Annotated in this window: 14 protein-coding genes and 1 pseudogene; 1 reads left to right on the top strand and 14 read right to left on the bottom strand. The window is 66.7% G+C overall.

Annotation, left to right across the window (positions count from 1 at the left end):
- Positions 1–750, bottom strand: coding sequence for an electron transfer flavoprotein subunit beta/FixA family protein (locus CAL13_RS06960; protein ID WP_086056758.1), 750 nt, complete (start codon positions 748–750; stop codon positions 1–3).
- 130 nt (positions 751–880) lie between these two features.
- A complete protein-coding gene (locus tag CAL13_RS06955) occupies positions 881–1,804 on the bottom strand; it encodes a histone deacetylase family protein (RefSeq protein WP_086071916.1) in 924 nt (307 codons plus the stop codon).
- Positions 1,805–1,813: 9 nt separating this feature from the next.
- Between CAL13_RS06955 and mltB the strand changes: the two genes are divergently transcribed.
- Positions 1,814–3,067 (top strand): lytic murein transglycosylase B, encoded by a 1,254-nt coding sequence (mltB, locus tag CAL13_RS06950; RefSeq protein WP_086056756.1) that lies wholly within the window; start codon positions 1,814–1,816, stop codon positions 3,065–3,067.
- Here mltB and cysM read toward each other — a convergent pair.
- The 12 genes and pseudogenes from cysM to hisC all read right to left on the bottom strand — a co-directional run bounded on the left by cysM (position 3,040) and on the right by hisC (position 14,901).
- Entirely contained in the window at positions 3,040–3,951 is a 912-nt protein-coding gene (gene cysM / locus CAL13_RS06945) for a cysteine synthase CysM (RefSeq protein ID WP_086071915.1), read from the bottom strand. The two genes, mltB and cysM, sit on opposite strands and share 28 nt — an antisense overlap.
- An 83-nt stretch (positions 3,952–4,034) precedes the next feature.
- The gene (locus tag CAL13_RS06940) at positions 4,035–4,565 is read right to left on the bottom strand and encodes a ComEA family DNA-binding protein (RefSeq protein ID WP_086071914.1); all 531 of its coding nucleotides are present in this window, start codon (positions 4,563–4,565) and stop codon (positions 4,035–4,037) included.
- A 182-nt stretch (positions 4,566–4,747) separates the two neighbouring features.
- Positions 4,748–5,737: an ADP-glyceromanno-heptose 6-epimerase gene (gene rfaD / locus CAL13_RS06935; protein ID WP_086056753.1), complete on the bottom strand. Its 990-nt coding sequence runs from the start codon at positions 5,735–5,737 to the stop codon at positions 4,748–4,750.
- Positions 5,734–6,672 carry a D-glycero-beta-D-manno-heptose-7-phosphate kinase gene (gene rfaE1, locus CAL13_RS06930; protein ID WP_086071913.1) on the bottom strand — a complete coding sequence of 313 codons (939 nt, stop codon included), beginning with the start codon at positions 6,670–6,672 and terminating at the stop codon, positions 5,734–5,736. Before rfaE1 ends, rfaD begins: the two co-directional genes overlap by 4 nt.
- Complete coding sequence (gene lapB / locus CAL13_RS06925) at positions 6,669–7,889, bottom strand: lipopolysaccharide assembly protein LapB (protein WP_086056751.1); 1,221 nt, start codon at positions 7,887–7,889, stop codon at positions 6,669–6,671. The genes rfaE1 and lapB overlap by 4 nt, the downstream gene beginning before the upstream one ends.
- 63 nt (positions 7,890–7,952) lie before the next feature.
- Positions 7,953–8,276, bottom strand: coding sequence for a LapA family protein (locus tag CAL13_RS06920; RefSeq protein WP_086056750.1), 324 nt, complete (start codon positions 8,274–8,276; stop codon positions 7,953–7,955).
- Positions 8,277–8,440: 164 nt separating this feature from the next.
- Entirely contained in the window at positions 8,441–8,827 is a 387-nt protein-coding gene (locus tag CAL13_RS06915) for an integration host factor subunit beta (protein ID WP_232462542.1), read from the bottom strand.
- A gap of 6 nt (positions 8,828–8,833) precedes the next feature.
- The gene (rpsA, locus tag CAL13_RS06910; protein WP_086056749.1) at positions 8,834–10,576 is read right to left on the bottom strand and encodes a 30S ribosomal protein S1; all 1,743 of its coding nucleotides are present in this window, start codon (positions 10,574–10,576) and stop codon (positions 8,834–8,836) included.
- Between the two features lie 183 nt (positions 10,577–10,759).
- Positions 10,760–11,416, bottom strand: a pseudogene (gene cmk / locus CAL13_RS06905) ((d)CMP kinase); the annotation flags it as partial.
- Positions 11,417–11,433: 17 nt separating this feature from the next.
- Positions 11,434–12,768, bottom strand: a complete 1,335-nt coding sequence (gene aroA / locus CAL13_RS06900) for a 3-phosphoshikimate 1-carboxyvinyltransferase (RefSeq protein ID WP_086071912.1) — start codon at positions 12,766–12,768, stop codon at positions 11,434–11,436.
- Between the two features lie 112 nt (positions 12,769–12,880).
- On the bottom strand, positions 12,881–13,780 hold the full coding sequence (locus tag CAL13_RS06895; RefSeq protein WP_232467785.1) for a prephenate dehydrogenase: 900 nt from the start codon (positions 13,778–13,780) through the stop codon (positions 12,881–12,883).
- Positions 13,777–14,901 carry a histidinol-phosphate transaminase gene (gene hisC / locus CAL13_RS06890; RefSeq protein WP_086071910.1) on the bottom strand — a complete coding sequence of 375 codons (1,125 nt, stop codon included), beginning with the start codon at positions 14,899–14,901 and terminating at the stop codon, positions 13,777–13,779. Before hisC ends, CAL13_RS06895 begins: the two co-directional genes overlap by 4 nt.
- Between the last annotated feature and the right edge of the window lie 14 nt (positions 14,902–14,915).

Genomic DNA, 14,915 nt, shown 5'->3' with positions numbered 1-14,915 from the left:
TCAGACCACCTTCGCTTCGTTCTTCAGTTTGTCCACCAAGGTCGCCACATCGGGCACCTTGACGCCCGCCTTGCGCGCGGGCGGCTCGGTGACCTTCAGCGTCTTCAGCCGCGGAGCGGGATCCACGCCCAGGTCCTGGGGCGTGAAGGTGTCCAGGGTCTTCTTCTTGGCCTTCATGATGTTGGGCAGCGTGACGTAGCGCGGCTCATTCAGGCGCAGATCGGTGGTGATGATGGCCGGCAGCTTCAGCGCGACCGTCTCCAAACCCCCGTCGACTTCGCGCGTGACGGTGGCCTTGCCGTCGGCGATTTCAATCTTGCTGGCGAAGGTGGCTTGCGGCCAGTCCAGCAGCGCGGCGAGCATCTGGCCGGTCTGGTTGGCATCGTCATCGATGGCCTGCTTGCCCAGGATGACCAATTGCGGCTGTTCCTTGTCGACCAGGGCCTTGAGCAGCTTCGCGACCGCAAGGGGCTGCAGCTCGGCGTCCGTCTGCACGAGGATGCCGCGGTCCGCGCCGATGGCCATCGCGGTACGCAGCGTTTCCTGGCATTGCGCCACCCCGCACGATACGGCCACGACTTCGGTGGCCTTGCCGTTTTCCTTCAGCCGGGTGGCCTCTTCCACGGCGATTTCGTCGAACGGGTTCATCGACATCTTTACGTTGGCGATGTCCACACCCGTTTGATCGGATTTGACGCGCACCTTGACGTTGTAGTCCACCACGCGTTTGACCGGTACCAGGACCTTCATCCAGCAGCCTCCACAAATAATTGAGTCTTCGAGCAATCGAACGGCGCGGCGGGCCGCGCGATCCTTTGGAATCGCCTGATTCTACAACCTCGGCCTGGCGCCCCGCCCGCACCGAGTCCACGGAGTGGACTCACAGGCTGGCGAGTGCGCGGATATGCGCCACCACGCTGCGGCCCAAGGCGGAAAGATCGTAGCCGCCTTCCAGCATGCTGACGACACGGCCGTTGGCGTGACGCTGCGCCGTTTGCATGATCTGTTCGGTCATCCAGGCGAAGTCGGCCTCGACCAGGCCCAACTGACCCAGGTCGTCCTCGCGGTGGGCGTCGAACCCGGCCGACACCAGGATGAGCTGCGGCCGGTGGGCCTCCAGCCGGGGCAGCCAGCGTTGCGTCACGATGTCGCGCACGGCGGCGCCGCCCGTATAGGCCGGCACCGGTACGTTGACCATGTTTTCCGCTGCGCTCTCCGCGCCGCTGTAAGGGTAGAACGGATGTTGGAATATGCCGCACATCAGGACACGGGCATCGCCGGCGAAAATTTCTTCGGTGCCATTGCCGTGATGCACGTCGAAGTCGATGATCGCCACCCGCTCCACCCGGTGTTGCGCCATGGCGTGATAGGCGGCGATCGCAACGTTGTTGAACAGGCAGAACCCCATTGCGCGATCGCGGCAGGCATGGTGCCCCGGCGGCCGGACCGCGCAGAACGCCGTAGCGGCCCCTCCGGCCATGACGGCATCGACGGCCTGCAGGCCCGCCCCCGCCGCATGCAGCGCAGCCTCGTAGGAATGCGCGTTCATCAGGGTGTCGGGGTCCAGGGCGCGATAGCCCTGCGCCGGCGTGCGCTGCGCCAGCGCGTCCACGTATGCCGCGCTATGCGCGCGCAGCAACGCCTCGCGCGGCGCGGGCCGCGCCTCGCGCACGTCCAGATACGACATGATGCCGCTCGCCAGCAGCTGGTCGGATATGGCATCGAGTCTCTGCGGACATTCCGGATGCCACTCGCCCATCTCATGCAGCCGGCAGGACGGGTGGGTAAGATACAGGGTCTCCATAGGAAGATTATGTTCACCTGTCGGCGCTTACTGCAACTTGGCATCATGGCGGCCCTGCTGGCCGGCTGCTCCACCGCTCAACACAGCCCCGGCGCCTCGGCGCTGGCCGCCGGTCCCAACGCTCCCGCCCCCTCTGTTCCGGACGCCTCCGTGCCCCGCATCCGCATCGGCCCGCCGCCCGACCAGGGCGCGGCCTCGACGATAGGCAGCGAAGGCGACGCTGCGGCCGCCGATGAGCAGCGGTCGGCCGTAACGACCCCGGACGGCCGCATGCGGCCGGACGTGCAGGCCTTCATTCAGCAACTCGCCACGGAGCGCGGCCTGCCGGCCTCGCAGCTCAGCGGCGCGTTGGCCGACGCCCGCTTCAGCCCCACGGTGGCGCGGCTGATCGCGCCGGCGCCGGGACGCAAGATTTCCCGAAGCTGGCTGACCTACCGGTCGCGCGTCGTCGAGCCCAAGCGTATCGGCTGGGGGATGGCGTTCTGGCAGGAAAACGCCGACACCCTGGAACTGGCGCAGCAGCGCTACGGCGTTCCCGCATCCATCATCGTGGCGATCATCGGGGTCGAAACGCTGTACGGCCGCAACATGGGCAGCTTCCGCGTGCTGGACGCGCTGTCGACCCTGGCCTTCGATTATCCGGATCCCAACAAGCCGGAACGGGCGCAAATGTTCCAGGGGCAATTGGCGGATTTCCTGACGCTGGTGCTGCAAGGAAAGCTGAGCCTGCAGACGCTGGGTTCCTACGCCGGCGCCATTGGCATGCCGCAGTTCATGCCGGGCAGCATCATGCGCTATGCCGTGGACGGCGATGCCGACGGCCATATCGATCTGGCCAACAGCCCGCGCGACGCCATTTTGTCCGTGGGCAACTTCCTGATGCAGCATGGCTGGGAGCGGGGACGCCCGATCTTCGCGCCGGTCGCACTGCCGGCGGACGCCGCACGGCTGGTCGATGGCGGCCTGGCGCCGACACGGACATGGCCGCAGTTGCAGGCCGCGGGCGCTACGGCCATACCCTCGCCAATGGCGACCGGCGACGTCAGCTGGCAGTCGGGCATGCTGGGCGTCATCGACCTGCCGGAGGAATCCGCCGGCACGGCGGAATACCGCACGGCCACGGTGAACTTCTTCGCCGTGACCCAATACAACCGCAGCTATTTCTACGCGGCCTCGGTGGCCGACCTGGCGGCAGCCATACAGGCGAGGATGCGGGCCGTGGCCGCCCGCCCCGCTCAGTTGAACACGCCGGTGGAAAGATAGCGATCGCCGCGGTCGCACACGATAAAGACGATTGTGGCGTTTTCTACCCGGGAGGCCACGCGCAGCGCGGCGATCAGGGCGCCCGCGGAGGAAATGCCGGCGAAGATGCCCTCTTCGGCAGCCAGCCGGCGTGCCATGGCTTCGGCGTCGGCCTGCAGGATGTACTCGTAGGCGTCCACGCGGTCGCGGTCGAAAATGGCCGGAAGATACGCTTCGGGCCACTTGCGTATGCCGGGTATCTGCGACCCTTCCTCGGGCTGCGCGCCGATGACCTGGATCGCCGGATTGCGCGATTTCAGATACGTGGACACGCCCATGATGGTCCCCGTGGTCCCCATCGCGCTGACGAAATGCGTGATCGTGCCATCGGTCTGCGCCCACAGCTCGGGGCCGGTCCCTTCGATATGTGCGCGCGGGTTGTCGGGGTTGGCGAACTGGTCCAGGACTTTACCCTTGCCTTCGCTCTGCATCGCCATGGCCAGGTCGCGGGCGTATTCCATGCCGCCTTTATCGGCCGGCGTCAGGATCAGCTGCGCCCCATACGCCGTCATCGCGGCGCGCCGTTCCACCGAAAGGTTGTCCGGCATGATGAGGATCATGCGATAGCCGCGCATCGCGGCCACCATGGCCAGCGCGATGCCGGTGTTGCCGCTGGTGGCTTCGATCAGGGTGTCGCCCGGCTTGATTTCGCCGCGCGCCTCGGCTTGGCGGATCATGGACAGGGCGGGCCGGTCCTTGACCGATCCAGCCGGGTTGTTGCCTTCGAGCTTGGCCAGGATGACGTTGCCGCGCGCGGCATTGTCGGCGCCCGGAATGCGCTGGAGCCGCACCAGCGGCGTGTTGCCGACGGTCTGCTCAACGGTTGGGTAGGTGACGGTTTTCATGCTGCAACTATAACGCCGCCGATGTATGGCGCCGGGGATGGCCGCGCCGGCGCAAGGGGGAAGGCGCGCCGGCGCGGCGATGACTAGCGCTGGCCGCGGGGCGCCTGTCGATCCTGCCGCCCGCCCGCCGCTTGCTGGGCGCCGCCCTTGGCCTGTCCCCCCGCCGCGGAACCGCGGCTTGCCGGACTTGCCCCGGCCGCGCTGCGCGCGCCCTCTGCCCCGCGTACGCCTTCCACACGGAGCCCGGCAGCTTCCAACGCCTGAGCCTTGCGCATTCCGATGCCGCGCACGCGGTCCGACAGATCCTCCATGGACTCGTAGCGGCCCCCCCGCTCGCGTTCCTTGACGATGGTTTCCGCCGTCTTCGGCCCCAGGCCGCGGACGCCACGCAACTGCTCGATCGTAGCGGTGTTCACATCCAGCGCGCCGGCAGGTGAAGCGGCCATGGAAAGCCCCGTGGCCAACGCGATCAGGCCAAGCACGCGGGGCCACCTGGCTTGCCGCGGCGGCTTGCGGCAGCGCGGCGCGCCGCGTGCCAGGGACGGACGCCGCGCGGTCAGACGCACAGGCGGCGCGTGGACGGTCGCCACGGGATCATGCAGGAAAGGGTTCATGGGAGCCTCCGGACAGCGGTGAAAAAATGGCGGAAACAGGCCGGCAAGGCGGCCTGCAGACGCAGCGTCGAAACGCCACGGCCATCATCGCCCAGGGCTGCCCTGGGCAGGACCAGACTGAACGGAAACGTCCCTGCGCGGTTCTACGTATATCCGGACCGCGCGCGTGCGGCGCGGACGGCCTACGGCCGTGCGCGCCAGTAACGCACGTATTCCGCGACGCCGGTCTGCACGTCTCGCATCGGCTGGTCGAACCCGGCGGCGCGCAGCCGGCTGACGTCGGCCTGGGTATAGCTTTGATACCGGCCTTTCAGATCGTCCGGGAAGGGGATGTAGCGGATCAGGCCCTGGCCGACCAGTTCGTCCAGCGGCAAGGCGGGCTGCCCCTGTTCTTCGCGCAGCGTATTGACCACCGCCATCGCCACGTCGTTGAACGGCTGGGCGCGTCCGGTCCCGCAGTTGAAGATGCCGGAGGTCTGCGGGTTGTCCAGGAAATGCAGGTTTACGGCGACGACGTCATCGACGGAGATGAAGTCGCGGCTCTGTCCGCCATCGGGATAGCCGTCCCAGCCGGCAAACAGGCGCACGTGGCCTTCCGCCAGGAACTGATTCATGTTGTGAAACGCTACGGAGGCCATGCGGCCCTTGTGCTGCTCATGCGGCCCATAGACGTTGAAATACCGCAAGCCGACGACCTGGGCGGTCAAGGCGTGCAGACGCGTGCGCAGCACCTGGTCGAACAACAGCTTGGAATAGCCGTAGACATTCAGCGGCCGCTCGTTGGCAGGATCTTCCGCGTAGACCGACGAGCCGCCATAGGTCGCCGCCGACGACGCGTACAGGAAAGGCACGCATTCGGATTGGCAATAGTCGAACAACTCCAGCGTGACGCGGTAGTTGTTGTCCATCATGTACTTGCCGTTGCGCTCGGTGGTATCGGAGCACGCGCCCTGATGAAAAATGGCATCGGGTTTGGGCAGGCTGCGGCTGTTCACCAGCCGGCGGAAGTCATCCTTATCCATGTAGTCGGCGATGCGGCAGTCCGCCAGATTGACGAACTTATCGCCGTCGGTCAGGTCGTCCACCGCCAGGATGTCCTGAATGCCGCGCCGGTTCAGGCCGCGAACGAGATTGCTGCCGATGAAGCCTGCCGCTCCGGTGACGACGATCATGATAGGTCTCCCAATTCCTGTGCACTTACCGTGGACGTCCCCAGTTTGCCGACCACGACGCCGCCGGCGCGGTTCGCCCAGCGCATGGCCTGCGGCCACGGCATGCCGACGGCGCGCGTCACCGCCAGGGTGGCGAGGACCGTGTCGCCGGCGCCGGACACGTCGAACACTTCATGCGCCTGGGCGTCGACATGTTCGCGCCCCATGTCGGTGAACAGGGTCATGCCCTGCTCGGAACGCGTAACCAGCAGCGCTTCCAGATTCAGTTTCTCGCGCAACTGTTGCGCGCGCTGCGCCAGATCGTCCTCGGACCGCCAGCGGCCGACCGCCTGCTGCATTTCCGCGCGGTTCGGCGTGACCAGGGTGGCCCCGCGGTAGATATCGTAATGATCGCCTTTCGGGTCCACCAGCACGGGAACGCCGGCTGCGCGGGCGCGGGCGATGAGGTTCTGCACCCGTCCGAGCGCGCCCTTTGCATAGTCGGACAGGACAACCACGTCATGGCCTTCCAGCTGGCGGTCGAACTCGGCGTCAAGGACGTCCAGCGCCGAGGCGCCCGGCGATTCTTCGAAATCCACGCGCAGCAGCTGTTGTTGCCTGCCCAGCACGCGCATCTTCAGCGTGGTCGGGTGGCGCGCGTCGGCCACCAGGCCGGGCGCAATGCCCGCGTCATGGGCCAGCGCGCGGATGCGTTCGCCAGCCTCGTCGGCGCCCACGACGCCAACCAGCGTAGCCTGCCCCCCCAGCGCGACGACGTTGCGCGCCACGTTGGCCGCTCCGCCCAGGCGATCCTCGCGGCGGGCGACGCGCACGATCGGTACCGGCGCCTCTGGCGAAACGCGATCGACTTCGCCGAACCAATAGCGGTCGAGCATGACATCGCCGACGACCAGGACGCGGCGCTTGGAAATAGCGTCAACGGGAAAAGCGCTCATTCGAGTTCTTCCAGACGGCGCGGCGCATAGGTTTCCCATGCGTTGCAACCGGGACATTGCCAATAATAGCGGCGGGCCTGAAAACCGCAGTTGCGGCACGCGTAGCGATCCAGCCGCTGGGTGTGTTTGTGGATCAGGGTGCGCAGCAGGCTCAGGTCGGCGCCGGGCACCGGGCTAACTTCCCCATCCCCGCCCGGCGCGGCCAGTTCGGCCTCCAGCAGGCGGTCCAAACCCAGCAGCGACGGATGATGCCGCAAGGCGGAACGGGCGAACGCCCAGGCCGGCGCCGCGCCCTGCTGCGCGCGCAGTTCGCGAAATACCGTGTTGAAGAGGTCTAGCGAGGGGTGCTTGGCGTACTGCTTCTGCAACAGATCCAGTACGGCCGCGGACTCGCCGCTGGCCTGGTAGCTTTCAAGCAGGTCCTCGGCCACCAGGCCCGCATAGTCCGGCGCGTCCGTCAGCACGGATTCCAGATGCAGGCGTTCGCGTTTGGCGTCGCCTTCGGCCGCGGCCAGCCGGGCGCGCAGCATGGCGATACGGACCTCGGAGCCTTTGCTCGGCGACCCCGCGTCCGTGGCGATATTCGCGGCATGGTCGGCGGCGTCCAGCGCGGTCTGGGCGGCTTCCAGGTCGGGCGGCTGCTGCGACAGCGCCTGCTGCGCGAGCTCGCAGTGATAGTGCACCAACTGCGGGACCGGTTCGTCGACCAGCCCGCGCAGCGTCTTGACGGCATCGATGGCACGCGGCCAATCGTGCTCCGACTCATAGATGCGGATGAGGGAGCGCAACGCCTGCAGGGAATAACGCGTGTCCCGCAATTGATTGAACCCCGCCTCGGCGCGGTCCAGCATGCCGGCTTTCAGGAAATCCTGCGCCAGTTCGTGCTGCGCATGCTCACGCTCGGCGGCCGGCAGGTCGGCCCGATTCAGCAGGCTCTGGTGCACCCGGATCGCGCGTTCCATCTCGCCGCGGCGGCGGAACAGACTGCCCAGCGCGAAGTGCAGCTCCGTCGTCTCCGGGTCCAGCTTGGCGACTTCCACGAAGGCGTCGATGGCCCGGTCCGGCTCCTCATTCAAGAGGAAATTCAGGCCGCGGAAATAAGAGTCGGGCAGCACGCGCGTTTCGGACAACATCTGGCGGATATCGAAGCGCGCCGCCAGCCAGCCCAATGCGAAAAGCAATGGGACGAATATCAACCACCAGGGCTCAAAATCCACGGCGCTCGTTCTCGCAGATGTCGGACACGCCCGCGGGCGCGATGGAAGTATGGTGCGATCGCATCACAGGGGCGACATGGGAGCGATGGTTTCGGGCGGCACGTCACCCGCTTGCGAAGGCTGGTTGTTCATCGCGGCCTGCAGCCGCTCCACCTCGCGGCGCAGACGCAGGGCCTCGCGCCGGCGGCGCATCGAGGCCGGCACGGTCAGCAGCAAACCGAAGATGGCGCCCACCACGAAAGTGACCAGCATGACGACGATCAGCGGCACATCATGCATGATGTAGTCGCCGTAGAAATTGACCTGGACGGGGTTGGTGTTCTTGAGCGCGAACATCAGCACCGCGACGAACACAGCGAGTCGCAGCACCCAGACAAGATAGCGCATGACGCGAGCTCCAGAGGGTTCAGTATCGAGATTGTAAGCGCGCCGGACCCATCGATCGGCGGGCGCCTTCCGTGACGACCAAAAAAAGCCGCCATGAAGGCGGCTTCTTGGATAACGACAGACCGGCGGGACCGGCGCGGCGGCAACGGATGGCCGCCGCGCGATCAGAGCATCGCGTGGGCGCGGACGCCCGACACCGCGGCTTCGACGGTATCGCTGGAGGTGTCCGACGAGGAGGACTTCGACGAGGGGGCGCCCTCGTTGTTATTGCCGTCCAGATCGACCCGCTCCCGCAATTCCTTGCCCGCCTTGAAGTGCGGCACCTGCTTGCCCGGCACCAGCACCTGCTCGCCCGACTTCGGATTGCGTCCGATGCGGGGCGACCGCCGCGATAGCGAAAAGCTGCCAAAACCGCGGATTTCGATGCGTTGGCCAGCGGCAAGCGCCTGGGCCATCGCATCGAGCACCGTCTTGACGGCGTAATCGGTATCGCGGGCGGCCAGCTGGGGATAGCGGGCCGCCAAGGCGGCGATAAGCTCCGACTTGGTCACGACGATTTAACCGTCGTTGCGCTGTTGGTCCAGCTTGGCCTTCAGCAGGGCGCCCAGGTTGGTGGTGCCCGACGAAGCGCTGGCTTCCGACATGCGCGCGATCGTATCGGCGGTTTCGGCGTTGTCGCGAGCCTTGATGGACAACTGGATCGAACGCGTCTTGCGATCGACGTTGACGATCATGGCTTCGATGTTGTCGCCGACGTTCAGGACGGTCGTAGCATCTTCCACGCGGCCCGAGGAGATCTCGGAAGCGCGCAGGTAGCCTTCCACGTCCACCGACAGCGTCACCACGGCGCCCTTGGGTTCGACCGACTTGATCGTGCCCGGGACCACGGCGCCCTTGTCATGGGTAGCAACGAAGTTGTTGAAGGGATCGCCTTCCAGCTGCTTGATGCCCAGCGAGATGCGTTCCTTGTCGGTATCGATGCCCAGAACCACGGCTTCGATCTCGTCGCCCTTCTTGAAGTTGCGCACGGCTTCTTCGCCGGTTTCCGTCCAGGACAGGTCGGACAGGTGCACCAGGCCATCGATGCCGCCGGGCAGACCGACGAACACGCCGAAGTCGGTGATGGACTTGATCGCGCCCTGCACCTTGTCGCCGCGCTTGAAGTTCGTGGCGAACTCTTCCCACGGATTCGGGCGGCACTGCTTCATGCCCAGCGAGATGCGGCGGCGGTCTTCGTCGATTTCCAGAACCATGACTTCGACTTCCTCGCCCAGGGTCACCACCTTGCGCGGGTCGACGTTCTTGTTGGTCCAGTCCATTTCGGAGACGTGCACCAGGCCTTCGATGCCGGCTTCCACTTCCACGAACGCGCCGTAGTCGGTCAGGTTGGTGACCTTGCCGAACAGACGGGTGCCCTGCGGATAGCGGCGGGCCAGACCGACCCAGGGGTCTTCGCCCAGCTGCTTGACGCCCAGCGACACGCGGCTCTTTTCCTGGTCGAACTTGAGGACCTTGGCTTCCACTTCCTGGCCCACCTGCAGGACCTCGGAGGGGTGACGCACGCGGCGCCATGCCATGTCGGTGATGTGCAGCAGACCATCGATGCCGCCCAGGTCGACGAACGCGCCGTAGTCGGTGATGTTCTTGACCACGCCCTTGACGATCGCGCCTTCGTGCAGCGTTTCGAGCAGCTTCTGGCGCTCTTCGCCCATGCTGGCTTCCAGCACCTGGCGGCGCGACAGCACGACGTTGTTGCGCTTGCGATCGAGCTTGATGACCTTGAATTCGAGGGTCTTGCCTTCGTACGGCGTGGTGTCCTTGACCGGACGCAGGTCGACCAGCGAACCCGGCAGGAAGGCGCGGATGCCGTTGGTCATGACGGTCAGGCCGCCCTTCACCTTGCCGGTGATGGTGCCGGTGACGAGTTCGCCGTTCTCCAAAGCCTGCTCGAGCTGCAGCCAGGCCGACAGACGCTTGGCGCGGTCACGCGACAGGATGGTGTCGCCGTAGCCGTTTTCCAGGGAGTCGATGGCCACCGAGACGAAGTCGCCGGGGTTGACCTCGAGTTCGCCCTGGTCGTTCAGGAATTCTTCCAGCGGAATCAAAGCTTCGGACTTGAGCCCAGCATTGACGACGACGAAGTTGTGATCGATGCGAACGACTTCGGCGCTGATGACCTCGCCGGACTTCATGTCCTGGTTCTTGAGGCTCTGGGCGAACAGGTCGGCAAAGCTTTCGCCGCCCGTGGCTTGTTCAAGGACGGCAGTAGAGGGATTGGAAGACATTGAATTGAAATCCATAGGCCGGAACGGCCTGGTTATATACACGCCAACGCGGTTTGCCCGCGCCAGCGGAGTGGAACACAACCGGCAAGCGCACCGCTATCTTGGAGCGATGTTCCCGCCGGCACCGGTAAATCCTTTTGCTTTCCCTGACCCTGCCGCGGCACCGGGCTTTTGCTGCCCGGCGGTGCGCGGACCATTCCAGAGATCGAGTATGGCTTGCACCGTTTCCTGGGCCGTCATCTTGGACGAATCCAACACCCGGGCGTCGCTGGCGGGCACGAGCGGCGCCACGGAACGCTGGGTATCGCGGGCGTCGCGCTCGCGCATATCTCGCAGAAGGTCGTCAAGTTTAGCGGAAATCCCCTTTTCCATCAACTGCTTACGCCTTCTCTCGGCGCGCGCGGCGACGTCGGCCACCAGGAATATCTTCAGCGCTGCGTCGGGAAACACAACCGTCCCCATATCGCGGCCATCGGCGACCAGGCCCGGAGGCCGGCGAAAGGCGCGCTGGCGCTCCAGCAAGGCCTGGCGCACCGAACCGAAGGCCGCGACCCGGGAAGCGTAGTTGCCAACGCGTTCCTGCCGGATGTCGTAGCCGACCTCGCGGCCGTCCAGATAGATGTGCGGGCCCTCGAAGCGGGCGGCCAGCGCCCGGGCAACTTCCGCCACGGCGGGCTCATCGTCGGCGGCAATGCCGCGGTCCAGGGCCGCAAGCGCGGTCAGGCGGTACAGCGCGCCACTGTCGAGCACCGCCCAGCCCAGCCGCCTGGCGACGCCATGCGCGACCGTTCCCTTGCCGGAGGCGGTGGGTCCGTCGATGGCGATGACCGGGACGTCGTTTTCGGGGGAATTCATAGCGCTTTCGGGCTGCATCATGGACGCTCCTCGCCGCCGACCAGGCCGGCATAAACGTCGAAATACGTTGGAAAGGTCTTGCTTACGCAACCGGGGTCCAGTATGCGCACCGCCGCCGGGCCGAAGGCGGCCAGCGACATCGACATCGCCATCCGGTGATCGTCCCAGGTGCCGATCTCCGCGTCGCGCCATTGCCCGGGCCCCGGCGGAACGACCTCCAGCCAATCGGCGCCGGACGCAACTTGCGCGCCCAGTTTGGCCAGTTCGGTCTGCATCGCGTGAATGCGGTCCGTTTCCTTCACCCGCCAGCTGCCGATATTGCGCAGCCGGCAGGGGCCGTCGGCGAACAGGGCCAGCGCGGCGGCCGTCATGGCGGCATCCGGGATCAGATTGAAGTCCGCGTCGAACGCTCGCAAACGCTCGCCGCGCGCCACGTTGACGCCGCGCGCCTCGATCCAGTCGGGCCCGGCCTGGATGTCCGCCCCCATGGCCTCCAACGTGCGGGTGAAGGCGACGTCGCCCTGGATGCTGTCGCGCCCCACGCCCTGTACGCGCACGGGGCCGCCGCCAATGGCGCCCAACGCCAGGAAATACGACGCGGAAGACGCATCGCCTTCCACCGCGATGCGGCCGGGGCTGCGATAGGCGGCGCCTGCGGGCACGGTGAAGCGCGCCCAGTCGTCGCGCTGCACCGTCACGCCGTAACGCGCCATCAGGTTCAAGGTGATGTCGATATAGGGCTTGGAGATCAGCTCGCCGACGATTTCGATCACCAGCGGCGTGCCTCGCGCCTGGGTGTACAGCGGGGCCGCCAGCAGCATGGCTGTCAGGAACTGGCTGGAGACCGCGCCGGGCATGCGGACCGTACCGTCGCCGGCCAGTGAGCCGCGGCCGATGCGCAGCGGCGGATATCCTTCGCGGCCCGTGTAATCGACGGTCGCGCCAAGCGCCCGCAGGGCGTCCACCAGATCGCCGATGGGACGTTCGTGCATGCGCGGCACGCCGGACACCGTATAGTCGCCGCCCATCAGGGCCAGGGCGGCCGTCAGCGGCCGCACAGCGGTCCCGGCGTTGCCCAGGAAAAGCTCGGCCGCAGAAGCCGGGAACCGCGCGGCTCCCCGCACCGACACGCTGTCCCCGCCCTGCGCCCGCACGTCGATGCCCAGGGCGCGCAGCGCTGCGAGCATCACCCGCGTATCGTCGGAATCCAGCAGGCCAGTGATTTCGGTGGTGCCTTCCGCCAGCGACGCGAGCAGAAGCACCCGGTTCGATATGCTTTTGGAGCCCGGCAGCGATACCGCGCCGCGGGCGCGGCCCGCTCGCGGCAGATCGAGATAAGAAGCTGCGCTCATGTAAACCTTCTCCTTACGCACACCAATTTGTTCCGCGCCGCCGCATCGCCCTTTCACGCCGGGCGGCTGCGGGCCTTCCCCGGCCGCGGGCGGCGCGCCTCGCTGCCTGACGCTACGCTTTCCATCCCCGCCGGAAGCGGGCGGCTTCATCCAGCAGGCCTTCCAGCCGCTCGGCATCGCCCGCATCCAGCGCGCGCTCGGCCTCATCCAGCACCGCGCGGACTGCCGCCAATTCCGCCTTCATGGCCGGGCGGTTCGACAGGAAAATGTCGCGCCACATTTCCGGCGAGCCGGCGGCAATGCGCGTGAAATCGCGAAACCCGCTGCCGGCCACGGCCAAACGCTGTGCGCTGTCCGCGCTGCGTGCAACCTGCGCCACGTACACGGCCGACAGAAAATGGGGCATGTGACTGACGGACGCCAATACCCTGTCATGCTCGTCCGCATCCATGTCCAGGACGCGCGCGCCGCAGGCTTCCCAGGCGGTGCGCACCCGGTCCACATCAGCCGCGGCGTTTTCCGGCAATGGGGTGAGGATCACGTTGCGGCCAGTATAAAGATCCGGATCCGCCGCGTCAGGACCTATCTTCTCGGCGCCCGCGATGGGATGTCCGGGGACGAACGCGCCGACACGCGCGCCAAGGGCAGCCCGGGCGTGCCGCACGACCTCGGCCTTGGTGCTGCCTGCGTCCGTGATGACGGCGCCCGGCTTGAGCAGCGTCCCCATTTCGCCAAGAACGGCCGCGAAACTGCCTACCGGCGCGGCGAGCATGATCAGGTCCGCCCGCGCCGCCGCCTGCGCCACCGTTACGACGTCGTCGATCAGTCCCAGCTCGCGCGCCCGCGCCAGCGAAGCGCCGTTGCGGCCTGCGCCAAGAACGCGCCCGACCAAGCCGGCGCGGCGCAGCGCCGCCGCGAAGGAGCCGCCGATCAGCCCAACGCCGACGACGGCCAGCACGGGGATCGGCGGCGCCGCATCGCCGCTCCGCGCATCCGCCGGCGTCGCCATCATGACGCCTGCAGAATGGCGGTCAGCGCTTCGATGAAGCGGGCGTTTTCCTGCGGCAGCCCGATGCTGACGCGCAGCCACTCGGGCAGGCCGTCGCCCGCGACCGGGCGCACAATGACGCCTCGCTTGAGCAGCTCCAGGTTGATGCGTGGCGCATCGCCCACGCGCACCAGCACGAAATTGCCGTAGCTCGGCACGTACTTCAGCCCGAGGGCATCGAAGGCCTGGCAGAGCTGCGCCTTGCCTTCCTTGTTCACCCGGTACGAGCGTTCGAGAAAGTCCCGGTCCTGCAAGGCCGCCACGGCGGCGGCCTGGGCCAGCGTGTTCACGTTGAACGGCTGGCGAACGCGATTGAGAAGATCCGTCAGCACCGGTTGCGAAGTGGCGAAACCGACGCGCAGCCCGGCCAGGCCATAGGCCTTGGAGAAAGTGCGCGACACCACCAGATTGGGGAACTTGCGCACCCATGCCACGCTGTCGAAGCGCAGTTCCGGGTCCAGGTATTCGTTGTAGGCCTCGTCCAGCACCACCACGACCCGTTCCCCGTGCCGCTCGCGCACCTGCTCCAGGAAAGACTGGATGGTGGGCGCGGGGAGGAAAGTGCCCGTCGGGTTGTTGGGGTTGGCGATGAACACGACCCTCGTGTCGCCCTGGATCGCGGCCAGCATGGCGTCCAGGTCATGCCCATAATCGCGCGCCGGCACGACGATGTGGCGGGCGCCGCGCGCCTGCGTCGCCAGGCGGTACACCGCGAAGGAGTGCTGCGCATAGACCGCCGAAGTGCCCTGCTCCAGCAAGGCCAGCGCCACCAGTTCCAGGATGTCGTTGGAGCCGTTGCCCAGCGTGATCCAGTCCATGGGGACATCGTAGCGGCGGGCAAGCGCCGCCTTCAGATCGAAACCGTTGGGGTCCGGATAACGCCCCAGCGACGACGCCGCGGCGAGCATGGCGGCGCGCGCCGACTCCGGCATGCCCAGCGGATTCTCGTTGGACGCCAGCTTGACGATGGCGGCCGGGTCCAGCCCGAACTCGCGCGCGAGTTCCTCGATGGGCTTGCCCGCCTGGTAAGGCGCGATCGCGCTCACGTGGACGGGCGCGGCCAGGGTTTTTTGGGTGTCAGTCATAGCGATTGAGCGTT

Source organism: Bordetella genomosp. 9 (assembly GCF_002119725.1).
In the GTDB taxonomy this organism is placed as follows: Bacteria; Pseudomonadota; Gammaproteobacteria; order Burkholderiales; family Burkholderiaceae_B; genus Bordetella_C.
Note: the sequence above shows the minus strand (reverse complement) of the source record. Positions and strands in the feature narration are given on the sequence as shown.